Genomic DNA, 24,862 nt, shown 5'->3' on the forward strand with positions numbered 1-24,862 from the left:
GCCGATCAGGCCGCGTGGAATAAGCGGAGTTGCGCGTCGAACATGGCAGAGGTCATGTCCTGGGCGTCGGCCATCACCTCACGGGCGATGGACAGCGGCGTCGAACGCGGCGCCTTCACTTCGCCGACGACGCAGCCGAAATCGAAAGTGAAGTCCGCTTCAAACTTGCGCGCCAATTGCTGCATGCGGCGGTTGGCCGCGAGGCAGTCCATGCGCAGCAGGCGGATGCCGCGGTTGCGCGCCGACAGCAGGGTGCGCTCAAGCAGCGCGGTGCCCACACCGTGGCTCTGCCAGTCCTTTTCGATCGAGAAAGCAGCCTCGGCTTCATGGCCGAACAGCGGCCCGAGCGGACGCAATTCGCAGGCCCCGCGCAGCACGCCATCGACGAAGAAGCCGTGCACGATGACGCCGAAGTCGCGGATGCTTTCGGCATGCTTGGCGATGAATTCGTCGGCGACCGCGCCGGAAAACCGGGTGTTGCGGCTCTCGGCATCGAGCCGCAGCAGGTGGTCACGGTACGCCTCGGTCTCGGTCGGCCATAATTTGCGCAGCAGGCCGCCGCCGGGGAGGGGGTCGTTCATCGTCATCATCCTTTAGTCAAATCGCCGGTTGGCCCCACCTCGCCTGCCGACGCATTTGTTGGCATACATATATTGGTGCACTGCAACAAAACAACCACTACCCACCGTCGGCTGCGGAGAGCACGATTGCAAAAAACGAATAACTAACAATGAATTGCGCGGAACTCGCACTGCAACATCAAAACCGGCCGAGAGCCCTCCCATGATACCGGCAGGGCCGGTATCATGGCGCGCCGAACGGCCATTTACAGTGACGGCCGTTGGCCTTAGCAGTGCGCCTGACAGCCCTTCGGCCCGCATCTGGCGCCCATCCAACATGCCCAAGAATGCCTGAGACCTTTTCCCGCCGTTACGCGGCGCTGGTTGCCTCCGGAAAAATCGAGGCCGACCCGGCGCAGGCGGAACTCGCCCGGCATTTCGCCGCGCTCGAGGGGCGGCTGGAAGAACGGCGGCTCGCGCGCAAGTCGTCTTCGCTCGGCTGGCTTTTCGGCAAGAAGGCCAATGTCGGCACCGTGAAGGGCCTCTACGTTCATGGCGAGGTCGGCCGCGGCAAGACCATGCTGATGGACCTGTTCTGCGAATCGAGCGCGGTCGAAAAGAAGAAGCGCGCCCACTTTCATGAATTCATGGCCGAGGTGCACGAGCGCGTTCATCATTTTCGCCAAGCGATCAAGGACGGCAAGGTGCCGGATCAGGATCCGATTCTGCACGCCGCCGACGAGATCGCCGACGAGACGCAGCTTCTGTGTTTCGACGAATTCCATGTCACCGATATCGCCGACGCGATGATCCTCGGCCGCTTGTTCACCAAATTGTTCGAGCGCGGCATCGTCATGGTGGCGACCTCGAATCTGGCGCCGCGCGACCTCTACAAAGACGGACTGAACCGCGCTCTGTTCGTGCCGTTCCTGAAGCTGCTCGAGCAGCAATGCGAAGTGGTGCGGCTCGAGGCGCGCACCGATTTCCGGCTGGAGAAGCTCACCGGCGTCACCGCCTGGTATGTGCCGCCGGACGCCAAGGCCGAAGCAGCGCTCGACAAGGCATGGCACAATCTGGTCGGCCATGCCGAAGGCGCGCCGCACGAGCTCATCGTCAAGGGCCGTATCGTCAAGGTGCCGAAGGCGGCCATGGGCGTCGCGCGCTTCGATTTCGCCGATTTGTGCGAGCAGCCGCTCGGGGCATCGGACTTCATCAAGATCGCGCTCGAATTCCACACCCTGATCATCGACCGCATTCCGGTGATGGACCAGTCGCGCCGCAACGAAGCCAAACGCTTCATCATCCTGGTCGACACGATGTACGACCATGCCGTCAAGCTGCTGGCCTCCGCAGAGGCCTCGCCGGAGGAGCTCTATACGGGTACCGAAGGCTACGAAGCCAACGAGTTCAAGCGCACCGCGTCGCGGCTGTTCGAAATGCGCTCGCAATCCTATCTCGGCCTGCCGCATGGCCCGCGCACGGCGGAGAATGTCGATTTGGCGCGGATCGTCGATACCTGAGGGTTACGGGCGGCCCGCGCGTCTTTCGTCGCAAGCGCTTGCAATACGCCATCCGCGGCAAGGATGATGCTGACCGAAACCGTCGCGGAACATTCACGCTTCTGTGGCGTCCTACCTCCGGGCGCTTGATTCGCCGGAGGGCCGATGCCGGAGCCGTTGTGGTGGCAGAGCGGGACGATCTACCAGATCTACCCGCGCTCGTTTCAGGACAGTAATGGCGACGGCGTCGGCGATCTCGACGGCATTCGCAGCCGGCTCGATTACCTGACCTGGCTCGGCGTCGATGCCCTCTGGATCTCGCCGATCTTTCCCTCACCGATGGCCGACTTCGGCTACGACGTGGCGGACTATTGCGATATCCACCCGCTGTTCGGCTCGCTGGCGGCGTTCGACGCGCTGGTCGCCGATGCCCATGCGCGCAAGCTCAAGGTGATTCTCGACTTCGTTCCGAACCACACCTCCGACCAGCATCCGTGGTTTCGCGAAAGCAGGTCGTCGCGCGATAATCCGAAGCGCGACTGGTACGTCTGGCGCGACGGCAAATCCGGCGACGCGCCGCCGAACAACTGGTTGTCGCAATTCGGCGGTCCGGCCTGGACCTTCGATGCCGTGACCCGGCAGTGGTACCTGCACAGCTTTCTGCGCCAGCAGCCCGATCTCAACTGGCGCAATCCCGAGGTGCGGGCGGCGATGTATGCCGTGCTCGACTTCTGGCTCAAGCGCGGCGTCGACGGTTTTCGCGTCGATGTCATCTGGCTGCTGATCAAAGATGAAGCGCTGCGCGATAATCCCGTGAATCCGGGCTGGGAGCCCGGGCAATCCGAGCACCGCCGGACGCTGAACATTCACAATGCCGACCAGCCGGAGGTGCATGACATCATTGCCGACATGCGCCGCTTGCTCGATCGCTACCACGAGCGCGTGCTGATCGGGGAAATCTATCTTCCGGTCGAAAAGCTGGTGACCTATTACGGCAAGGATCTCGCCGGCGCGCAGATGCCGTTCAATTTCCAGCTCATCCTCGCCGCCTGGAACGCGCCGACGATCGCGCGGCTGATCGAGGACTATGAACGAAACCTGCCGCCCGGCGGCTGGCCGAATTGGGTGCTCGGCAATCACGACCAACCGCGCATCGCGGCTCGCATCGGCGCCGCGCAGGCCCGTGTCGCGGCGATGCTGCTGCTGACCTTGCGCGGCACGCCGACGCTTTACTACGGCGACGAGCTGGGTCTCGGCCGCGTCACGATTCCGCCCGATGCGGTGCAGGATCCGTGGGAAAAGAACGAGCCGGGCCTCGGACTCGGCCGCGATCCCTCGCGCACGCCGATGCAATGGGATGCCGGCCGCAATGCCGGCTTCACCACGGCGGACAAGCCGTGGCTGCCGCTCGATGCGGATTATGCGCGCATGAACGTGCAGGCGTTGCGCGCGCAGCCGCAATCGCTGCTCAACCTCTATCGCGCGCTGCTGGACCTGCGCCGACAGCATCTCGCCTTGAGCAGCGGCAGCTTCACGCTCATCTCCTCCGACGCTGATATGCTAATCTTTGAGCGTTCGTTCGGCGATGAGCGGCTGATAGTGGCGCTCAATCTCGATCATGAGCCACAGCCGTTGCCGGACCATCTGGCCGAAGCAGAGGTCCTGCTGTCGACATCAATGGATCGACAAGGACGTCTTGCGGAACCGCTGTTGCGCGCGAACGAGGGGCTGGTGCTGCGGCCGTAGAGTCTCAGACGTCGCTTCGGTTGAGCAGGTAATCGAGGCCGCCGACGCGGTACCAGCGATAACCGTAACTCTCCAGACAGACGCAATGCTTGCCGTTCTTCTTTGCCTCGCTGTGCTCGTCGCCGAGCAGATTGACCAGCCTGGCGCCGCGCTGGTCGGCAAGGCCGGTCTTGAACTCCACCTCGATCGGCTCGGCGGCGAAATTATGCAGGAACAGAACCGAATTGTTGCGCCAGTCGTAACGCAGGGCGAGCACGGCATCGTTGCCGACATTGAGGGCTTCGAAGTCGCCCCAGCCGACCTCGGGCACTTCCTTGCGCATGCGGATGATGCGCTCGATCCAGTTCAGCATGGAGTTGGGGTCGCGGCGCTGGAAGGCCGCGTTGACGTGCTCGTAGCCGTAGGGCCCGTGGCCGATCACCGGCATGATCGGCTTGTCGCTCTTGGTGAAGCCGCCATGCGGTTCGGTGGACCATTGCATCGGCGTCCGGCAACATTCGCGTTCCGGCAGTGACAGGTCGTCGCCCATGCCGAGTTCGTCGCCGTAACGCAGCACGGGCGTGCCCGGCAGCGTGAACATCAGGCTGTAGGCGAGCTCGAGACGGCGGCGGTCGCCACCGAGCATCGGCGCCAATCGCCGGCGGATGCCGCGATCGTAGAGCTGGTCTTCCTTATTGGGTCCGAAGGCATCGAACACCGTCTGGCGCTGTTTTTCGCTCAGACGGCCGAGATCGAGTTCGTCGTGATTGCGCAGGAACATGCCCCATTGGCCGCTGTGCGGTCGCTTCTTCGTCTTGTCCATGGCGCGGATCAGCGGTTTGGTATCCGCCGAGGCGAGGGCATAAAACAGGTTCTGGTTGACCTGGAAGTTGAACATCATGTGCATGCGGTCGCCGTCGTCGCCGAAATACTGCATGTCCGTGCTGGGCAGCACATTGGCTTCGGCCAGGATCATCGAATCGCCGACCCGCCATTGCAGGAATTCGCGCAGGTCGCGCAGCATGGCGTATTGCTCGCGCGGCTTCTTGACGTCGGCGCCCTTGGTGGAAATCACGAAAGGCACGGCGTCCATACGAAAGCCCGAGACGCCGAGCTGAATCCAGAAGCCCATGATGCGCAGGATCTCGGCCAGCACTTCCGGGTTCGAGGTGTTGAGGTCGGGCTGAAAATCGTAGAATCGGTGGAAATAGTATTCCTTTGCGACGGGATCGTGCGTCCAGGTGGATTTCTGAACGCCGGGAAACACCATGCCCTTGTTGGCGTTGGTCGGCTTCTTCTTCGACCAGACGTACCAGTCGCGGTGTTTCGACTTCGGGTCGCGCCGCGCCTCCTTGAACCATGGGTGCTGGTCGGAGGTGTGATTGACGACCAGGTCGATCAGCACACGAATGCCGCGCTGTTTGGCGGCATGCGTGAATTCAACGAAGTCGCCGAGCGTGCCGTAAGCCGGATTGACGCTGTAGTAATCCGAGATGTCGTAGCCGTTGTCGCGGCCGGGCGAAGCCTGGAACGGCATCAGCCAGATTGCGGAAACGCCGAGCCCGTTGAGATAATCGAGCCTGCGCATCAGGCCGGAGAAGTCGCCGATGCCATCGCCGTTGGCGTCCATGTAAGTGCCGACCGACAGGCAGTAGATGACGGCGTTCTTGTACCAGAGGTCCTTGATCATCGCGGGATGCCTCGCACGCGTGAAAAGTCACGCGTTAAAGCCGGGCCACCGCAAGAGTTCCCGCGAATGTTGCTGCGGCGGGCCGAAAGCGGCCTAGAGGCTGGTCCAAATCAGCATTCCGACGACGCCGGTCATCAGCGCCGCGGCGAACCAGCCGACAACGATCAGCCATCGCGGCAGCGTCAATTTCGCTTCGCGCTTGCTGGTGGCCACAACCATCATCGCCACGATGATCGGTACGGCGACGACGCCGTTGACCACCGCGGTCCAGAACAGCATTGCGATCGGATCGATGCTGGTGACGGCGAGCGCGGCGCCGCCCAAAGTCGCGGCGGCTACGATGGCGTAAAAGCCGATGGCGCGATTGAAGGGTAGTTCGAGGCTGCCCGGCAATTTGAAAACATCGGCCACAGCGTAGGCCGCGGAGCCCGCCAGGACCGGCACGGCCAGAAGCCCGGTGCCGATAATGCCAAGCGCGAACAGAGCAAAGGCAAAGGGACCGCCGACCGGCCGCAGCGCCTCAGCCGCTTGCGTCGCCGTGTCGATGCGGGTGATGCCGCTGGCGTGCAGCGTCGCGGCCGTCGTCACGATGATGAAGAAAGCGATCAGATTCGAAAAGAACATGCCGACCCAGGTATCGATCGAGATTGCGCGAAGCGCATCCGTTTTCCCGGCGGCCGCAAGAAGCCGGCGATGGCTGAGCCGTGATTCTTCCGCTTCCTGGGAGGCCTGCCAGAAGAAGAGATACGGGCTGATGGTCGTGCCGAACACCGCCACCACCATCAGCATTAAATCGCGGTCGAACGACAGCGTTGGCATGAAGGTCGCAACTGCGACTTCACCCCACGGCACGTTCACGCTGAACGCGGCCGCGACGTAAAACAGAAGCACCATGGTCATGAGTTTCAAAACGCCGGCATAGCGATGATAAGGCACGAATATCTCCGCCGTCAGGCAGAAGATTCCGAACATCACCGCAAAGACCAGAGCGGAACCGCCAACGACGAGCCGCAGGGCCTCGCCCATCGCGGCAAGGTCAGCGGCGATGTTGAGCGTGTTGGCCACCAGCAGCGAACCGATCAGCGGGTACAGCACCGCGCGCGGCATCGTGCGCGCGATGTTGGCCGAAAGTCCGCGCCGGGTCTGCCAGCCGATCATCGCGCTGATGATCTGAATGGCGGCCATGAACGGCAGCGTGAGAAACAGGCTCCACAAAAGCGCATAGCCGAACTGTGCGCCTGCCTGTGAGTATGTCGCGATGCCGCTCGGGTCGTCGTCCGCCGCGCCGGTGACCAGCCCGGGGCCGAGCGCGCGCCACACCGCCTTCGCTGAAAGATGAACCGGCCGCACGGCAATCCCCCCGGTCGTTATCGCGCGACCTTAGCGCATGAGACCCGGGCCATCCGCAGATGGATCAAATCAGCGCTGGACTTTCGTCGTAACCGATGCTGGTATAATGTATACACGATAAGAATTCCGGGGGGAAATGTTGCTGCATCACAGCAAAATGGCTAAGCCAGCGCCGGCCGCGCTCCGCGGCAGCAGCAAAGAGTTTTCCCATCATGGCGCGTAATAAAATCGCATTGATCGGCGCTGGCCAGATCGGCGGCACGCTGGCCCATCTGGTCGGCCTCAAGCAATTGGGCGACGTCGTTTTGTTCGACGTCATGGAAGGCACCCCGCAAGGCAAGGCTCTGGACATTGCCCAGTCTTCGCCGGTCAACAAGTTCGACGCCCGTTTCACCGGCGCCAACTCCTATGAAGCGATCGAAGGCGCCGATGTCTGCATCGTGACCGCTGGCGTGCCGCGCAAGCCCGGCATGAGCCGCGACGACCTGCTCGACATCAATCTGAAGGTCATGGGCCAGGTCGGTGCCGGCATCGCCAAGTATGCGCCGAACGCATTCGTGATCTGCATCACCAACCCGCTCGATGCCATGGTCTGGGCGCTGCAGAAGTCGGCCGGCCTGCCGCAGCAGAAGGTCGTCGGCATGGCCGGCGTGCTCGACTCGGCCCGCTTCCGCTACTTTCTCGCCGACGAATTCAACGTCTCGGTTGAAGACGTCACCGCCTTCGTGCTCGGCGGCCACGGCGACACGATGGTGCCGCTGGTGCGCTACTCGACGGTCGCCGGCATTCCGGTGCCGGATCTGGTCAAGATGGGCTGGACCACACAGGCCCGCATCGACGAGATCGTCAAGCGCACCGCCAATGGCGGCGCCGAGATCGTCAACCTGCTCAAGACCGGCTCGGCCTTCTACGCACCGGCTGCTTCGGCGATCGCCATGGCGGAGAGCTATCTGCTCGACAAGAAGCGCGTTTTGCCCTGCGCCGCCTGGCTCAATGGCGAATATGGCGTGAAGGATCTCTATGTCGGCGTGCCGGTGGTGATCGGCGCCAAGGGCGTGGAGCGCATCGTCGAGGTCGAGTTCAGCGGCGCCGAGCGCAGCGCGTTCGAAAAGTCGGTTGGCTCGGTGCAGGGCTTGGTCGAGGCCTGCAAGAAAATCGCGCCGACTTTGGCATAGCTCTTTGCTGTCATCGCCCGCGCAAGCGGGCGATCCAGTAACTGTCAGCGTCGGAGTTCGCGACGCGAGAATTGTGAAATAACTGGATGCCCCGCGCGAGCGGGGCATGACAGCGCGAGCAGTTGGGGAGAGCCGGATGAATATCCACGAGTACCAAGCCAAGGCAGTTCTGAAAGAATTCGGCGTCCCGGTGCCGCGCGGCATCCCCGCCTTCACTGTCGATGAAGCGATCAAGGCGGCCAACGATCTGGGCGGGCCGGTCTGGGTGGTGAAAGCCCAGATCCATGCCGGCGGCCGCGGCAAGGCCGGTGGCGTCAAGGTCGTCAAATCCGTCGATGACGTGAAGAAGGAATCGACCCGCATCCTCGGATCGACGCTGGTGACGCATCAGACGGGGCCGAAGGGTAAGGTCGTCAACCGCCTCTACATTGAAGAAGGTTCGGCGATCGACAAGGAGTTCTACCTGTCGGCGCTGATTGATCGCGAAACCTCGCGTGTCGCCTTCGTCGTCTCGACCGAAGGCGGCATGGATATCGAACAGGTGGCGCATGACACGCCCGACAAGATTCTGACCTTCTCGGTCGATCCGGCGACCGGCTTCATGCCGCACCACGCCCGCCGCGTCGCGCAGGCGCTGAACCTAACCGGCGATCTTGCCAAGCAGATCGGCGAAATCCTGCCGAAGCTCTACGCCGCCTTCACCAACAAGGATATGGCGCTGCTCGAGATCAATCCGCTGGTCGTCACCAAGGACGCCAAGATCATTTGCCTCGACGCCAAGGTCGGCTTCGATGACAACGCGCTCTACCGCCATCCCGATGTGATCGCGCTGCGCGACATCACCGAAGAAGACGAGAAGGAAGTCGAGGCGTCGAAATACGACCTCAACTACATCGCGCTCGACGGCCAGATCGGCTGCATGGTCAACGGCGCCGGCCTCGCCATGGCGTCGATGGACATCATCAAGCTGTATGGCATGGAGCCGGCGAACTTCCTCGACGTCGGTGGCTCGGCGACCAAGGACAAGGTGACCGCGGCGTTCAAGATCATTACCTCCGATCCGAACGTGAAGGGCATCCTGGTCAACATCTTCGGCGGCATCATGAAATGCGATGTCATCGCCGAAGGCGTCGTTGCTGCCGTGAAGGAAGTCGGCCTCAAAGTGCCGCTGGTCGTTCGTCTCGAAGGCACGAACGTCGAGTTGGGCAAAAAGATCATCAAGGAGTCGGGGCTCAACGTCACTTCGGGTGACGACCTCGACGATGCCGCGCAGAAGATTGTCAAAGCGGTGAAGGAGGCTGCGTAATGTCCATCCTCATCGACAAGAACACCAAGGTCATCTGCCAGGGCTTCACCGGCAAGAACGGCACCTTCCATTCCGAGCAGGCCATCAAGTACGGCACCAAGATGGTCGGCGGCACTTCGCCCGGCAAAGGCGGCTCGACGCATCTCGATCTGCCGGTGTTCGACACCGTCGCCGAAGCGCGTGAAAAGACCGGCTGTGACGCCTCGGTGATCTACGTGCCGCCGCCGGGCGCCGGCGACGCGATCTGTGAAGCGATCCAGGCCGAGATCCCGCTCATCGTCTGCATCACCGAAGGCATTCCGGTGATGGACATGGTCAAGGTGAAGCGGTCGCTGTCGGGCTCGAAGTCGCGCCTCATCGGGCCGAACTGCCCGGGCGTGATGACCGCCGGAGAATGCAAGATCGGCATCATGCCGGGCAACATCTTCAAGCCGGGTTCGGTCGGCATCGTGTCGCGCTCCGGCACGCTGACCTATGAAGCGGTGTTCCAGACGACACGTGAAGGTCTCGGCCAGACCACCGCGGTCGGCATCGGCGGCGATCCGGTCAAGGGCACGGAATTCATCGACATGCTCGAGAAATTCCTCGGCGATCCGAAGACCGAGTCGATCGTCATGATCGGCGAGATCGGCGGCTCGGCGGAAGAAGACGCCGCGCAATTTCTGATCGACGAAGCCAAACGCGGCCGCAAGAAGCCGATGGTCGGCTTCATTGCCGGCGTCACGGCGCCTCCCGGCCGTCGTATGGGTCATGCCGGCGCGATCATCTCCGGTGGCAAGGGCGACGCGAAGTCGAAGTCCGCGGCGATGGAAGCGGCCGGCATCAGGGTATCGCCATCGCCGGCCCGCATCGGCAAGACGTTGATGGAAGTGCTGAAGGGCAAGTAGGTGTTCGCAACATAGCGGCCGGCACGTCCGGCAGTCGGGTTCCATCGGCCCGGGGGCTTCGGCCTCCGGGCCGAATGCATTTTCGGAGCCCGCGGCTTTCCGTCTTTGAGGCTGGCGGGAGCCATCGCCGACTACCATTTGAGAGGGAGCCCAAAGGGGCGGTCCGGAGAACTCCGGGCCCGTCAAAACGGGCCGCCTATAAGAAATGATCCCATGTTCATTCTTACGCTTTTTTCGACTTAACTACGTCATAAAAGGGTTTAAGAGTGAGCCGCATCGACGCGGGCGGCTAACGCCTGTGCCGAGGCATCGCAAAGGCCGGATCCCGTCCAACCGGGGGCAGGAGCCGCGAATTTCGACGCTCATGCGCCAAAACCATTTGCTCGGCCGTCGCGCCGCGCCGGAATCGAGCCGCTAGGACCTCGTCACCATGTCTCGCCAAGACGCCAACGCCGCATTCGCCCAAACCTCATTCCTCTACGGCGGCAACGCCGCCTATATCGAAGACCTCCAGGCCCGGTTCGAAAAAGACCCGAGCTCGGTCGAGGCCGAGTGGCGGACGTTCTTCGAGGCGCTCAAGGACAACAGCGCCGATGTGGTGAAGTCGGCCGAAGGCGCATCGTGGAAGAAGCCGAACTGGCCGGTACGGCCGAGCGGCGACCTGGTCGCCGCGCTCGACGGGCAGTGGGCCGAAACCGAAAAGAAGATCGGCGACAAGATCGCCAAGACCGCGCAGGCCAAAGGCGTCGAGCTGTCCAACGCCGACGTGATGCAGGCGACGCGCGACTCGATCCATGCGCTGATGCTGATCCGCGCCTACCGGATTCGCGGCCACTTCCATGCCAAGCTCGATCCGCTCGCCATCCAGGAAGAGCCGAACGAGGAGGAACTGCAGCCCGCTTCGTACGGCTTCACCGAAGCCGACCTCGACCGCAAGATCTTCCTCGACAAGGTGCTCGGCCTCGAATTCGCGTCGATGCGCGAGATCGTCGCCATCCTGCGGCGGACCTACTGCCAGACGCTCGGCATCGAGTTCATGCACATCTCGAACGCGGCGCAGAAGGCCTGGATTCAGGAGCGCATCGAAGGACGCGACAAGGAAATCCAATTCACCCGCGAAGGCAAGCGCGCCATCCTCAACAAGCTGGTCGAAGCCGAAGGCTTCGAGAAGTTTCTCGACGTCAAGTTCACCGGCACCAAGCGGTTCGGCCTCGACGGCGGTGAAGCGCTGATCCCGGCGCTCGAGCAGATCATCAAGCGCGGCGGCAATCTCGGCGTGAAGGAGATCGTCCTTGGCATGCCGCATCGCGGCCGCCTCAACGTGCTCACGCAGGTGATGGGCAAGCCGCACCGCGTGCTGTTCCACGAATTCAAGGGCGGCTCGGCGACTCCGGACGAAGTCGAAGGCTCCGGCGACGTCAAGTATCACCTCGGTGCTTCGTCGGATCGCGAGTTCGACAGCAACAAGGTGCATCTGTCGCTGACGCCGAATCCGTCGCACCTTGAGATCGTCGATCCCGTGACGCTCGGCAAGGTGCGCGCCAAGCAGGATCAGCATCGCTGTCCGCCGGACGACCGCACTGCCGTGCTGCCGCTGCTGATGCACGGCGACGCGGCCTTCGCCGGCCAGGGCGTCGTGGCGGAATGCTTCGGCCTGTCGGGACTGAAGGGCTACCGCACCGGCGGTTCGATCCATTTCATCGTCAATAACCAGATCGGCTTCACGACTTATCCGCGCTACTCGCGCTCGTCGCCCTATCCGTCCGACGTCGCCAAGATGATCGAGGCGCTGATCCTGCACGTCAACGGCGACGATCCGGAAGCGGTGGTTTTCGCGGCCAAGGTGGCGATCGAATACCGGATGCAATTCCAGCAGCCGGTCGTGATCGACATGTGGTGCTATCGCCGCTTCGGCCACAACGAAGGCGACGAGCCGGCCTTCACCCAGCCGGTGATGTACCGCAAGATTCGCGGCCACAAATCGACGCTGGAAATCTACGCCGAGAAGCTCACCGCCGAAGGCGTCGTCACCGAAGGCGAAATCGACAAGATGAAGGCCGACTGGCGCTCGCGCCTCGACGCCGAATTCGAAGCGGGCCAGGGCTACAAGCCGAACAAGGCCGACTGGCTCGACGGCCGCTGGTCCGGTCTCAAGGCCGCGCAGGATGCCGAAGACCCGCGCAAGGGCAATACCGGCGTCGCGCTCGACGAACTGCGCGCCATCGGCAAGGCGATCACTACCGTTCCTGACGACTTCAACGTGCACAAAACGGTGCAACGATTCCTCGACAATCGCGCCAAGGCGATCGAGACCGGCGAGGGCATCGACTGGGCGACCGGCGAGGCGCTGGCCTTCTGCACGCTGGTCAAGGAAGGCAACCCGGTGCGTCTGTCCGGCCAGGATTCCGAGCGCGGCACGTTCTCGCAGCGTCACTCGGTTCTGTTCGACCAGAACACCGAAAAGCGCTACGTGCCGTTCAACAATCTCGGCAAGGGTCAGGCCAAGTATGAAGTGCTGAACTCCATGCTGTCGGAAGAGGCCGTGCTCGGTTTCGAATACGGCTATTCGACCGCCGAGCCGAACGCGCTGACCTTGTGGGAAGCCCAGTTCGGCGACTTCGCCAACGGCGCCCAGGTGGTGTTCGACCAGTTCCTGTCGTCGGGCGAGCGCAAGTGGTTGCGCATGTCCGGCCTCGTCTGCCTGCTGCCCCACGGCTACGAAGGTCAGGGCCCGGAGCATTCATCGGCGCGTCTCGAGCGCTTCCTGCAGATGTGCGCCGAAGACAACATGCAGGTCGCCAACTGCACCACGCCGGCGAACTACTTCCACATCCTGCGCCGGCAGCTCAAGCGCGAGATCCGCAAGCCGCTGATCCTGATGACGCCGAAGTCGCTTCTGCGCCACAAGCGCGCGGTGTCGAAGCTCGCCGAGTTCGACGCCGGCACTTCGTTCCACCGCCTGTTGTGGGATGACGCGCAGTTTCTGCAGGGCGAGAAGATCAAGCTTGTCGCCGACGACAAGATCCGTCGCGTCGTGCTCTGCACGGGCAAGGTCTATTACGACCTTTACGACGAGCGCGAGAAGCGCGGCGTCGACGACATCTATCTCCTGCGCGTCGAGCAGCTCTATCCGTTCCCGACCAAGGCGCTGATCGCCGAGCTGTCTCGCTTCAAGCAGGCGGAGATCGTCTGGTGTCAGGAAGAGCCGCGCAACATGGGCGCCTGGTTCTTCGTCGATATCTATCTGGAATGGGTGCTGAACCAGATCAACGCCAAGCACCGCCGCGCCCGCTATGCAGGACGGCCCGCTTCGGCCTCGACCGCGGTCGGCCAGATGTCGAAGCATCTCGCGCAGCTCAAGCAGTTCCTCGAAGAGGCGCTGGGCTGACAGGACCATACACACGCCGTCATGCCCGGCCTTATGCCGGGCATCCACGTCTTGACGGGTGTTCGGAACGAAGACGTGGATGACCGGGACGAGCCCGGTCATGACGCAGAACATTTTGAGGCAGAGAAACAATCATGACTGACATCCGCGTGCCCACCCTCGGCGAATCGGTGACCGAAGCCACCGTCGGCAAATGGTTCAAGCAGCCGGGCGATCCCGTCGCTGTCGACGAGCCGCTTGTCGAACTCGAGACCGACAAGGTCACGCTGGAGGTGCCGGCGCCCGCCGCCGGCGTGCTCGGCGATATCGCGGCCAAGAACGGCGACACCGTCGGCGTCGGCGCCATCCTAGGCTCGATCAAGGACGGCGCCGCCGGCGCCAAGGCGACGCCGTCAACAGCCACCAAGCCGGCCGCATCGGCGACCGGCGCGCCCGACGAGAAGTCGGACAAGACCAAGCCGATCGGCGCCGGACCGGAAGTGCCGCAGCTCCGCGAGATGCCGGCCGCCGCGGCCAACACCGCGCAGGCGCCGTCAGTGCGCAAGATGGCCGCCGAGAGCGGCGTCGATCCCTCGACGGTCGCCGGCACCGGCCTGCGCAGTCAGGTGACCAAGGGCGACATGATGGCGGCGATCGAAAAGGCCGCGGCGCAGCCGACCCCCGTCGCCGCGCCGGTGCAGATGCGGGCGCCCTCGGCGCCGGACGATGCGAGCCGCGAAGAGCGCGTGCGCATGACCAAGCTGCGCCAGACCATCGCGCGCCGTCTCAAGGACGCGCAGAACACCGCCGCCATGCTGACGACCTTCAACGAGGTCGACATGACCACGGTGATGGCGATGCGCAATCAGTACAAGGAGCTGTTCGAGAAGAAGCATGGCGTCAAGCTCGGCTTCATGGGCTTCTTCGTGAAGGCCTGCATCGCGGCGCTCAAGGACATCCCGGCGGTCAACGCCGAAGTCGACGGCACCGATCTCGTTTACAAGAACTACTACCACATCGGCATCGCCGTCGGCACCGAGAAGGGCCTCGTCGTGCCGGTCGTGCGCGACGCCGACATGCTGTCGCTCGCTGGCGTCGAGAAGAAGATCAACGATTTCGGCAAGCGCGCCCGCGACGGTCAGCTCAAGATCGACGAGATGCAGGGCGGCACCTTCACCATCACCAATGGCGGCGTCTATGGCTCGCTGATGTCGACGCCGATCCTCAACGCGCCGCAATCCGGCATTCTCGGCATGCACAAGATCCAGGAGCGGCCGATGGTGGTCGGCGGCAAGATCGAAGTGCGGCCGATGATGTATCTGGCGCTGTCCTACGATCACCGCATCGTCGATGGCCGCGAGGCGGTCACCTTCCTGGTGCGCGTGAAGGAAAATCTCGAGGATCCGGCAAGGCTGATGCTGGATCTATAATCCGCCTCATCCTGAGGAGCCCGCCGAAGGCGGGCATCTCGAAGGACGAGGCGGCCACATGGTTTGAGACGCCGCGCTTTGCGCGGCTCCTCACCATGAGGCCGAATAACGCGGATAAACGAAATATAGACAGGTCCATTATGTCCTACGATCTTATCGTCATCGGTTCCGGCCCCGGCGGCTATGTCTGCGCCATTCGCGCGGCACAACTCGGTCTCAAGACCGCGGTCGTCGAAAAGGAAAAGACTCTCGGCGGCACCTGCCTTAACATCGGCTGCATTCCGTCGAAGGCGCTGCTGCACGCCTCCGAACTGTTCGAGGAAGCCGGGCATTCCTTCGCCAAGATGGGCATCGGCGTTCCTGCGCCCAAGCTTGATCTCAAGACCATGCTCAAGTTCAAGCAGGACGCCATCGACGGCAACGTCAAGGGCGTCGACTTCCTGTTCAAGAAGAACAAGATCGACACGCATTACGGCTTCGGCCGCATCGCCGCGCCGGGCAAGGTCGAGGTGAAGGCCGCCGACGGCAAGGTGACGACGCTGGAGACTAAATCCATCGTCATCGCCACCGGCTCCGACGTCGCCAAGCTGCGCGGCATCGACATCGACGAGAAGCGCATCGTGTCGTCCACCGGCGCGCTGTCGCTGCCGGAGGTGCCGAAGAATCTGCTGGTGATCGGCGCCGGCGTCATCGGCCTCGAGCTCGGCTCGGTCTGGCGCCGCCTCGGCGCCAAGGTCACGGTGGTCGAATTCCTCGACGGCATCCTGCCCGGCATGGACGGCGAAGTGCGCAAGCAGTCGCAGCGTCTGCTGGAAAAGCAGGGCATCACTTTCAAGCTGTCGTCGAAGGTCACCGCGGTCGATTCATCGGGCAAGACCCTGAAGGCGACTGTCGAGCCGGCGAAGGGCGAGGGCAAGGCCGAGACGATCGAGGCCGATGTCGTGCTCGTCTCTACCGGCCGTGTGCCCTATACCGATGGTCTCGGTCTGAAAGAGCTCGGCGTGAAGATGGACGAGCGAGGCCGCGTCGTCACCGATCACTATTACGCCACCAGCGTGCCGGGTATCTGGGCGATCGGCGACGTCATCACCGGGCCGATGCTGGCGCACAAGGCCGAAGACGAAGGTGTCGCTGTCGCGGAAATGCTGGTCGGCCAGGCCGGCCATGTGAACTACGACGTCATCCCGGCCGTTGTTTATACGATGCCGGAGATCGCCTCGGTCGGCAAAGGCGAGGAAGAACTCAAGGCCGCCGGCATTGCCTACAACGTCGGCAAGTTTCCGTTCACCGCGAACGGCCGCGCCAAGGCTAACCAGCAGACCGACGGCTTCGTCAAGGTCATCGCCGACGCCAAGACCGACCGCGTGCTCGGCGTCCACATTATTGGCTCCGACGCCGGTAACATGATCGCCGAAGCGGCCATCGTCATGGAGTTCGGCGGTGCGGCGGAAGACATCGCCCGCACCTGCCACGCGCATCCGACCTTGCCTGAGGCGGTCAAGGAAGCGGCCATGGCGGTCGCCAAGCGCTCGATTCATATGTGACGCGCTTCCCTCTCCCGCCAAACGGGGAGAGGGCGCCCGCCCGCCTTATTTTCCGCGGCGCGCGGCCTTATCTATTGCGGATGCGCCGCTGGCTCCGTCCCCTCTGGATTCTGCTGGCCCTGCTTTTCCTGCTGGAAGCATGGCTGTGGGACCATCTGTCGCCGGTGGTCGCGCGGATCATCAGCTTTATCCCCTGGGCGGCGTTCAAGCGGCGGCTGGCGCAGGCGATCGAGCGACTGCCGCCCTGGGCGACCTTGATCGTCTTCGTCGTGACGCTGGGTCTCGTCCTGCTGCCGCTGAAATTCCTCGAAGTCTATTGTCTCGCCACGCACCGCTGGTTTGCGGCCGCGGCCGTCATTGTCGCGGCCAAGCTGATCGGCGTCGGCGTCACCGCCTTCATCTTCGACGCGACGCGCCACAAGCTGCTGCAGATGGCGTGGTTTCGCGCGCTGTATGAGTGGCTGCTGCGCGTGCGCGCCTGGGCGCACGCGATCACCGAGCCGGTACGATTGCGGATGAAAGAGATCACCGCGCGGTTCACATCCGAGCGCGGCGGCATCCTGCGCTGGCTGAAGCGGCTGCGGCGCCGCGCCGCCTGACGCTCAGTGCGCGGCGCTGGCGTGCAGCAGGAAATCCAGCGCGTGCGGCGCCCATAGTCCGAACAGGCTGAACACCAGGCCGATTACGCCGGACAGGCCGGCGAGCCAGCCAAGCACGGCCATGCCGGTGATGACCTCGGCCGACGCCAGCACGATGCCGATCTGGAACGCCGCCGAGCCGAGTTCGAACTGGTGGTAGCGCGCAAGCTGATAATCGCGCTGATGTTCAAAATGCTCGGCCTGCTCGCGCAATTCCTTGCGGCCATCCTTTTCCTTCGGATCGGACTCATAACGCGCCGCCGTGGCACGCCAGGTCTCGATCTGCTTCTCCATCGCCGCCTTCACCTCGGGCTTGTCGATCGACGGCGCGATGGCGGCGAGGTTGTCGGCCGCGGTGCGGATGCCGGTCTGGCGGATGGTCTTTGCCTGGAAGAAATTCCAGGTGTCGGACGCCTTGATGTTGAGGCCGATGCTTTCGGTCTGCGCGCCCTTGCCGAGCGTTTCGGTGAAGGCGAGAAACAGCGCCAGCACGGAAATCAGCAGCGCGATCTTCTTGTTGCCGCCGTGATGAGCGTGTTCGGCGTGCTCGGCGTGTTCGAGGTTTTCGTGCGGTCCGGCCATTGTCGTCCCCTGGTTGGCGCGGGGACGATGGGCGGAGTCCGGCAGGCGCGCAAGGGCGCGGCGCCGTTGTCGACGATGATATTACGATGACGCCCGCGGATGGGCGCTGGCATAAACTTCCAATAAACGCGCGGTGTCGACGGCGGTATAGATCTGCGTCGTCGACAACGAGGCGTGGCCGAGCAGTTCCTGGATCGAGCGCAGATCGCCGCCGCGGCCGAGGAGATGCGTGGCGAAGGAATGGCGCAGCGCGTGCGGCGTCGCGCTGTCGGGCAGGCCGAGTGCGCCGCGCAAGCTCGCCATCGCCAGTTGCACGATGCGCGGCGACAGCGGCCCGCCGCGCGCGCCGACGAACAGCGGTCCGTCCGGCTGCAGCTTGTACGGGCACAGCGCGATGTAATCGGCGATCGCCTTGTTGACCTGCGGCAGCACCGGCACCATGCGGGTCTTGTTGCCCTTGCCGGTGACGGTGAGCGCGTCCTTGCCGTCGGCGTCGCGGCGCTTGAGGCCGAGCGCCTCGGAGATGCGCAGGCCGGAGCCATAGAGCAGCGCCAGCACCGCGGCATCGCGCGCCAGCACCCAGGTGTCGCGGTCCTCGCCGGCGCGCAGATCGATGTCGGTCATCTGCCTGGCGGCGGAGGCCGCCAGCGGCTTGGGCAAGGTGCGGGCCAGCTTCGGCGCGCGGATGGCGGCGAGCGCGCCGACCTTGCCCTTGCCGTTGCGCTCGAGGAATCGGGCGAAGGAGCGTGCGCCGGCCAGCGAGCGCATCAGGGTGCGGTTGCCGGCGCCGCCGGCGCGCCGCGCGGCCATGAAGGCGCGGACATCGGCCGGGGTGATCCTGGCCAGGGTCTTCAGCGTCGGCGGCCCGCCCAAATGCTCCGCGAGGAAGCTCAGGAACTGGCCGACATCGCGCTCATAGGCTTCCAGCGTTTTCGGCGACATGCGGCGCTCGGCGCCGAGATAGGCGCGCCAGCGGCCGATTTCGGCGGCGACGTCGGCGGAAATGGCGAGCGGCATACCCATATACGGCAGAGTAGGAGCCCTTCCTTACCCTTCCTTAAAGAGCCGGAATCGGCCAGACCCTCTGTATGGCAGCCCGCGTCGTCGATGTTCTGGTGCCGGTGGCGCTCGACCAGGCCTATTCCTACCGCGTGCCGGCAGGGATGGAGCTTGCGGTCGGCGACGTCGTCGCCGTGCCGCTCGGCGCGCGCGGCGAAACCATGGGCGTGGTCTGGGCCGAGAACCCGAACCCGGCGCCGGGCCTGCACAACCGGATGAAGGACGTCGCGGCGAAGATCGACGTGCCGCCGCTCAAGGGCGAACTGCGCACCTTCATCGACTGGGTCGCGGGTTACACGCTGTCGTCGCGCGGCATGGTGCTGCGCATGGCGCTGCGCATGGGCGAAGGCCTCGGCCCGGCGCGCGAGCGCGTCGGCGTGCGCCTTGTCGGACCGCCGCCGCAGCGCATGACGGTGGCCCGCCAGCGCGTGCTGCGCGCGCTCGAGGACGGCATGGTCCGCGTCAAGGGCGAGGCCGCGCGCGAAGCCGGCGTCTCGACCGGCGTGATCGACGGCCTGGTCGATGAAGGCACCTTGGAAACCGTGGTGCTGCCGCCGGAGAAGGTGACGCGACAGCCCGATCCTGACTTTCGCAAACCCGAATTCTCCCTCGGCCAGCTCGCCGCCGCGGACGCGCTGCGCATCACGGTCGATCAGGGCGGCTACACCGTTTCGCTGGTCGATGGCGTCACCGGCTCGGGCAAGACCGAAGTCTATTTCGAAGCGGTCGCCGAAAATATCCGCAAGGGCCGGCAGACCTTGATCCTGATGCCGGAAATCGCGCTGACGGGTCAATCGCTCGATCGGTTCACCGAGCGCTTCGGTGTGCGGCCTGCCGAATGGCATTCGCAATTGTCGCCGCGGCTGCGCGCCCGCACCTGGGCGGCGGTGGCCGAGGGTGAAGTCTCGGTCGTGGTCGGCGCGCGCTCGGCGCTGTTTCTTCCCTATGCCGATCTCGGGCTTATCATCGTCGACGAAGAGCACGAGCAGGCCTACAAGCAGGAAGAGGGCGCGCGCTACAACGCGCGCGACATGGCCGTGGTGCGCGGCTCGATCGCCAAGATCCCGGTCGTGCTGGCCTCGGCGACGCCGTCGGTCGAATCCGAAGTCAATGCGCGCAAGGGCCGCTATCGCCGCCTGCATCTGCCGGAGCGGTTCGGCGGCGCCAGCCTGCCGCATGTCGAAGCCATCGACCTGACACGTGAAGGCCCGCCGCGCGGCCGCTTCATCGCGCCGCGTCTCGCCGAGGCGGTGAAGGATACGCTGGAGCGCGGCGACCAGGCGCTGCTGTTTCTCAACCGCCGCGGCTTCGCACCACTTACCTTATGCCGCGCCTGCGGCTTCCGCCTGCAATGCCCGAACTGCGATGCCTGGCTGGTCGATCACCGCTTTCGCAAAAGGCTGATCTGCCATCATTGCGGCTTCAACATGCCGCCTCCTCAGGCATGTCCGAACTGTCATGCCACCGAGAGCTTCGCCGCGGTCGGCCCCGGTGTCGAGCGGCTCGAACAGGAAGCCGGCGACCTGTTTCCCGACAAGCGCATCCTCATCCTGTCGAGCGACCTCGTCGAGTCGATGGAGCGGCTGCGTCAGGAACTGGACGACGTCGCCGACGGCAAATTCGACATCATCGTCGGCACGCAACTGGTGGCGAAGGGCCATCATTTTCCGAAGCTCAATCTCGTCGGCATCGTCGATGCCGATCTCGGCCTTGGTAATGGCGATCCGCGCGCCGCCGAGCGTACCTTCCAATTGCTGCATCAGGTGGTCGGCCGCGCCGGCCGCGAGGACAATCGCGGCGTCGGCTTTCTGCAGACGCACCAGCCCGAACATCCGGTGATGAAGGCGCTGATCCTCGGCGATCGTGAGGCGTTCTACGAAAACGAGATCGCGCTGCGTGAGTCGTCAGGTTATCCGCCGTTCGGCCGACTCGCGGGCATCGTCATATCCGCCGACAACCGTCACGACGCCGAAGGCTATGCCAAAGCGCTGGCGAAATGCGCGCCCTACGAGGAAACGGTGCGTGTGCTCGGTCCCGCCGAGGCGCCGATCGCGGTCGTGCGGGGCCGTCATCGCTTCCGCCTGCTGGTGAAGGCACCGCGCGAGTTCAATCTGTCGGCTTACCTGCGCGACTGGCTCGCCGTCGCGCCGAAGACGCGCGGCGGCGTCAAGATGGACGTCGATGTCGATCCGATGAGCTTTTATTAAGCCGCCGAGCGCTCCGGCGGCGCCATGAATTCGGGGCCAATCGGATCGGCGATGGTGGCGGCGAGAATCTTGTCGATCTCTGCAAGTGCCGCCGCGTCCAGCGTCCAGCCGTAAGCCTCGTCGACGGCGTCGAGCTGTTCCGGCTTGCGCGCGCCCCACAGAGCGATGCTGTTCGGTTGCTTGTCGAGGATCCAGCGCACGGCAAGATGCAGAACGGACTTGCCGTAATTGGCTTGCGCGAACCGATCGAGCTGCTTCACCGCCTGAAGATACTGCTCGAACCGGGGCGAGGAAAATTTCGGATCGGCGCTGCGCAGATCGTCGGCCGGGAATTGGCTGGCGGCCGTCATTTTGCCGGCGAGCAGGCCGCGGCACAGCGGCCCGTAGGCCAGCGCGATCATCTTGTTGCGTGTAGTGTAGGGCAGCACATCGCGTTCGGCGCCGCGCTCGAACAGATTGTAAGGCGGCTGATCGGCGTGCAGCGGCGCTATCTTGCGGAACGCGTCCATCTGCGCCGTCGAGAAATTGCTGACGCCGATCGCGCGAATCTTTCCCGCTTTCAGCAGCGCGGCAAGCGCCGCCGCCGTTTCCTCGACCGGTATGTTCGGATCGGGCCAATGCACCTGATAAAGATCGATGACGTCGGTCTTGAGCCGGCGCAGCGAGTCGTCGATCTCCGTCATGATGCGGGCGCGGCTGGCGTCGCGGTACACTTTTTCGTCCGCAGTCCAGGCGAGCGCGACCTTGGTGGCGATCACCGCCTTGTGCCGGCGTCCGCCCTCGGCCAGAGCCTTGCCGACGATCTCCTCCGAATGACCGAACCCGTAAACCGGCGCGGTGTCGATCAACGTGATGCCGCGATCGACGGCGGACTGGATGGTGCGGATCGATAGGGCATCGTCACTGCCGCCCCACATCCATCCGCCGATGGCCCAGGTGCCGAGCGCAACCCGCGACGGTTTGAGATCGGTGCCGGGGATGGCGATGGTTTCGCGTGTTATTGGCATGACGTTTCTCCAGTGACGCGTCGCCCCCGTAATTTCCGGGCCGTCGGCCGCTACCGCGCGACGGCGGCCCGTCGCTTGCCGGCGCTCTGGTTGACGATCAGGCTGCCGATCACGATCACCGCGCCGAGCGCCTGCACGCCTGTCGGCACGAAGCCGCGCACCGCCGCATCGAGTGCGAAGGCCACCATCGGAATGAGCAGGAAGAATGGCGCCACTGCGGGCGCGCCGGCTTTTTCGATGCCGTGGAACCATAGCGCGTAAGCGATCGAAGTGCCGATCAGCGCCACATACACATAGCCGCCGATGCTCGCGAGGCTGAGCGACGAGGGCACGTCGCCGAGGATCGCCGCCAGCACGGCCAATTCGACGCCGCCGATGACGAGTTGCCGGGCGGTGAATTCAAGCAGCGGAATGGGCCGACCCCAACGGTTGAGCAGCACGCCGCCGAGCGCCAGCGACACCGCCGCAATGAGGCCCGCTACCGCGCCGACGCCGTCGAGTACGATCTTGCCGCTGGTCAGGAGGATCATGATGCCGATCGAGCCGAGCACGACGCTGGCGAGGCGCAGCCAGGTCGGCCGTTCGCCGAGCAGCGGCCAGGCGATCAGCACAGTGATGATGGGTCCAAGCGATTGCAGCGTGCCGGCCACGCCACCAGGCAGCCGCTCCGCGGCGATGAACAGGAAGGCGAAGACGATGCCGCAATTCAGCGTGCCGAGCACCGCCACCTTGCCCCACCAGTCGCGCGGCGGCACCTCGTTGTATAGCAGCAGGAGAGGCAATCCGCCGCCCAGCGCGCGCACCGCGGCCGTGAAGATCGGATTGTGCGGCAGCACCACGCTGACGAAAATGTAGGTTGTGCCCCAGATGGCGGCGGCCAGTGCAGCGGACAGCTTCGGATTCATAGGCCGGATTCCGGATTCCAGAAACGCTTTAACGCGCGCAAGGCGAGCCGGCTTGCGCAGGCGTTCAGGCAGACGTTTCCATGGGATTTTCGGCCGTGGTCGCGGCCTTGACGTGAACCCGTGAGATAGTGAGCCACATCGGTCGGGAAAGGCCCCACGCGCCGCGTCCGGCGCAGGACAGCCCGCCGATTTCGCGTATTCGACTATCGTACCAGCAAGGACCGGGCTCAATGCGCCGCGCGCGCCGCGGCGACGCTGGCGGCGTATGTCACCAGCGGCGGCTTGAGCCCCGAGGCGGTGAGTTCGTGCCGCACGTTCTGCTTGGCCGCGGCGATGCTCACCTTGGTGCCGGCGCGATCGAGTTTCTTGGCGAAGGCATGGAGCGAGCGCGCCGCCGTGGTGTCGATCAAAGGCACGTCGGAGAAATCGAGAATCAGAAGCTTCGCCGGCCGGCCGATGCGTTCCAGCGTCATCAGCACCTGCGCGGTGGCGCCGAAAAAGAAGGCGCCGGTGATGCGATAGACCATGACGTCGCGGCTGCTCGCCTGCTCGGCGTCGTATTTGGCCTGGTCCACGCTGTCGGCGACGTCTTCAAGGCCGCCGGCCTGCACATCGACCGATTCGGCCATGCGGTGCAGGAACATCAGCGCGCCCATCACCACCCCGACGGCGATGCCGGTGGTGAGGTCGACGAAGATGGTGAGCAGGAAGGTTGCCAGCAGCACGGCGGCGTCGCCACGCGAGGTGCGGACCAGCGACCAGAACTCTTCCTTCTCCGCCATGTTCCAGGAAACGATGATCAGCACGGCGCCGAGCGCGGCGAGTGGAATATAGCCGACCAGCGGCGCGGCGACGGCGAGGAACAGCAGCAGATATCCGCAATGGAAGATGCCGGAGATCGGCCCGCGCGCGCCGGAGCGGACGTTGGTCGCGGTCCGCGCCACCGTGCCGGTAACGCAGATGCCGCCGAAGATGACCGAGGTGATGCTGGCAATGCCCTGAGCGCCGAGTTCGGCGTTCGAGCGATGGCGGCGGCCGCTCATGCCGTCGGCGACCACGGCGGACAACAGCGATTCGATGGCGCAGAGCAGGGCGATGGTGAAGGCGTCGGGCAGCACCGCCTGCAGCTTCTCGAGGCTGAACGGCGGCAACGACGGCGCCGGCAGCGATCGCGGCACCGCGCCGAAGCGCGAGGCGACGGTGGCGACGTCGAGATGGAAGGCAAAGCAGATCGCACCGGCAACCGCGATGGCGATCAGGAAGCCAGGCCAGCGCGGCCGGTAGCGGCGCAGCACCAGGATGATGGCGAGGGACAGGGCGGCAATGCCGAGCGTCTGCCAGCTAATGGTCGAGAGTGCCGCGGCGATCGCCTCGACCTTGGGCACCAGCGCCGACGGTTCGTGCGCGATGTCGAGGCCGAGCACCTCGCGCACCTGGCTCGCCGCGATGATCACGGCGATGCCGGCGGTAAAGCCGACCGTCACCGGCAACGGGATGTATTTGATGTAGGTGCCGAGCCGGAGCAGCGCGACCACGATCAGGATGAGACCGGCGACGATCGTGGCCAGCGCCAGGCCGTCGTAGCCATGACGTTCGACCACCGAGGCCACCAGGCCGATGAAGGCGCCCGCCGGGCCGCCGATCTGGAAGCGGCTGCCGCCGATCAGCGAAACGATGAAACCGCCGGCAATGGCGGTGTAGAGCCCGCGTTCCGGCGATACCCCGGAGGCGATGGCGATGGCCATCGACAGCGGCAGCGCCACCACGGCGACCGTGAGGCCGGCAATGGCGTCGGCGCGCAGGTCGCGCCAGCCATAGCCCTCGCGGAACACGGTGACGAGCTTGGGAGTGAACAGTTCGACGAAGGTCGGCGGCGCAAAGACGGGCGGCTGGGAAGACATGGGCGGCTCTGGCGTAAAACGACACCATCG

At 64.4% G+C, this 24,862-nt stretch carries 18 protein-coding genes; 10 read left to right on the top strand and 8 right to left on the bottom strand.

All coding sequences use genetic code 11. From position 1 onward, the window contains the following. Nucleotides 1-5: 5 nt before the first annotated feature. On the bottom strand, nt 6-581 hold the full coding sequence (locus ASD45_RS18805) for a GNAT family N-acetyltransferase (RefSeq protein WP_162249466.1): 576 nt from the start codon (nt 579-581) through the stop codon (nt 6-8). Between the two features lie 326 nt (nt 582-907). Here ASD45_RS18805 and zapE point away from each other — a divergent pair, with 326 nt between their 5' ends. Together zapE and ASD45_RS18815 are read left to right on the top strand one after the other, a co-directional pair. Continuing rightward, entirely contained in the window at nt 908-2,080 is a 1,173-nt protein-coding gene (gene zapE / locus ASD45_RS18810; RefSeq protein ID WP_056913207.1) for a cell division protein ZapE, read from the top strand. Nucleotides 2,081-2,224: 144 nt separating this feature from the next. After that, nucleotides 2,225-3,805 carry an alpha-amylase family glycosyl hydrolase gene (locus tag ASD45_RS18815; RefSeq protein WP_056913208.1) on the top strand — a complete coding sequence of 527 codons (1,581 nt, stop codon included), beginning with the start codon at nt 2,225-2,227 and terminating at the stop codon, nt 3,803-3,805. Nucleotides 3,806-3,809: 4 nt separating this feature from the next. Here the strand turns inward: ASD45_RS18815 and ASD45_RS18820 are convergent, their stop codons facing one another. Beyond that, complete coding sequence (locus ASD45_RS18820; RefSeq protein ID WP_056913209.1) at nt 3,810-5,474, bottom strand: alpha-amylase family protein; 1,665 nt, start codon at nt 5,472-5,474, stop codon at nt 3,810-3,812. Nucleotides 5,475-5,567: 93 nt separating this feature from the next. Beyond that, entirely contained in the window at nt 5,568-6,824 is a 1,257-nt protein-coding gene (locus tag ASD45_RS18825; protein WP_056913210.1) for a divalent metal cation transporter, read from the bottom strand. A gap of 212 nt (nt 6,825-7,036) precedes the next feature. Between ASD45_RS18825 and mdh the strand changes: the two genes are divergently transcribed. From mdh to ASD45_RS18860, 7 genes are all read left to right on the top strand, one after another. Further along, on the top strand, nt 7,037-7,999 hold the full coding sequence (gene mdh / locus ASD45_RS18830) for a malate dehydrogenase (protein WP_056913211.1): 963 nt from the start codon (nt 7,037-7,039) through the stop codon (nt 7,997-7,999). Between the two features lie 106 nt (nt 8,000-8,105). Continuing rightward, nucleotides 8,106-9,305 carry an ADP-forming succinate--CoA ligase subunit beta gene (gene sucC, locus ASD45_RS18835; protein WP_082541028.1) on the top strand — a complete coding sequence of 400 codons (1,200 nt, stop codon included), beginning with the start codon at nt 8,106-8,108 and terminating at the stop codon, nt 9,303-9,305. Next, a complete protein-coding gene (sucD, locus tag ASD45_RS18840; RefSeq protein WP_056913213.1) occupies nt 9,305-10,192 on the top strand; it encodes a succinate--CoA ligase subunit alpha in 888 nt (295 codons plus the stop codon). The genes sucC and sucD overlap by 1 nt, the downstream gene beginning before the upstream one ends. 430 nt (nt 10,193-10,622) lie before the next feature. Then, entirely contained in the window at nt 10,623-13,580 is a 2,958-nt protein-coding gene (locus ASD45_RS18845; RefSeq protein ID WP_056913214.1) for a 2-oxoglutarate dehydrogenase E1 component, read from the top strand. A 134-nt stretch (nt 13,581-13,714) separates the two neighbouring features. After that, entirely contained in the window at nt 13,715-14,989 is a 1,275-nt protein-coding gene (odhB, locus tag ASD45_RS18850; RefSeq protein ID WP_056913215.1) for a 2-oxoglutarate dehydrogenase complex dihydrolipoyllysine-residue succinyltransferase, read from the top strand. A 137-nt stretch (nt 14,990-15,126) separates the two neighbouring features. Next, entirely contained in the window at nt 15,127-16,533 is a 1,407-nt protein-coding gene (gene lpdA, locus ASD45_RS18855; RefSeq protein ID WP_200949757.1) for a dihydrolipoyl dehydrogenase, read from the top strand. Between the two features lie 80 nt (nt 16,534-16,613). Beyond that, nucleotides 16,614-17,132, top strand: a complete 519-nt coding sequence (locus tag ASD45_RS18860; RefSeq protein WP_056913217.1) for a hypothetical protein — start codon at nt 16,614-16,616, stop codon at nt 17,130-17,132. Between the two features lie 3 nt (nt 17,133-17,135). On the opposite strand, the gene ASD45_RS18865 is transcribed toward ASD45_RS18860, so the two are convergent. Then, nucleotides 17,136-17,753, bottom strand: coding sequence for a DUF4337 domain-containing protein (locus tag ASD45_RS18865; RefSeq protein WP_056913218.1), 618 nt, complete (start codon nt 17,751-17,753; stop codon nt 17,136-17,138). 81 nt (nt 17,754-17,834) lie between these two features. Further along, entirely contained in the window at nt 17,835-18,770 is a 936-nt protein-coding gene (locus tag ASD45_RS18870) for a tyrosine recombinase XerC (protein ID WP_348271244.1), read from the bottom strand. Nucleotides 18,771-18,841: 71 nt separating this feature from the next. On the opposite strand from ASD45_RS18870, the gene ASD45_RS18875 reads away from it, so the two are divergent. After that, complete coding sequence (locus ASD45_RS18875; protein WP_056913220.1) at nt 18,842-21,019, top strand: primosomal protein N'; 2,178 nt, start codon at nt 18,842-18,844, stop codon at nt 21,017-21,019. Here the strand turns inward: ASD45_RS18875 and ASD45_RS18880 are convergent. The 3 genes from ASD45_RS18880 to ASD45_RS18890 form a co-directional block, all read right to left on the bottom strand. Then, on the bottom strand, nt 21,016-22,026 hold the full coding sequence (locus ASD45_RS18880; protein ID WP_056913221.1) for an aldo/keto reductase: 1,011 nt from the start codon (nt 22,024-22,026) through the stop codon (nt 21,016-21,018). The two genes, ASD45_RS18875 and ASD45_RS18880, sit on opposite strands and share 4 nt — an antisense overlap. A gap of 50 nt (nt 22,027-22,076) precedes the next feature. Then, nucleotides 22,077-22,931 (bottom strand): EamA family transporter, encoded by an 855-nt coding sequence (locus tag ASD45_RS18885; protein ID WP_056913222.1) that lies wholly within the window; start codon nt 22,929-22,931, stop codon nt 22,077-22,079. Nucleotides 22,932-23,158: 227 nt separating this feature from the next. Further along, nucleotides 23,159-24,832: a SulP family inorganic anion transporter gene (locus ASD45_RS18890; RefSeq protein ID WP_056913223.1), complete on the bottom strand. Its 1,674-nt coding sequence runs from the start codon at nt 24,830-24,832 to the stop codon at nt 23,159-23,161. Between the last annotated feature and the right edge of the window lie 30 nt (nt 24,833-24,862).

Source organism: Pseudolabrys sp. Root1462 (assembly GCF_001426945.1).
GTDB lineage: Bacteria > Pseudomonadota > Alphaproteobacteria > Rhizobiales > Xanthobacteraceae > Pseudolabrys.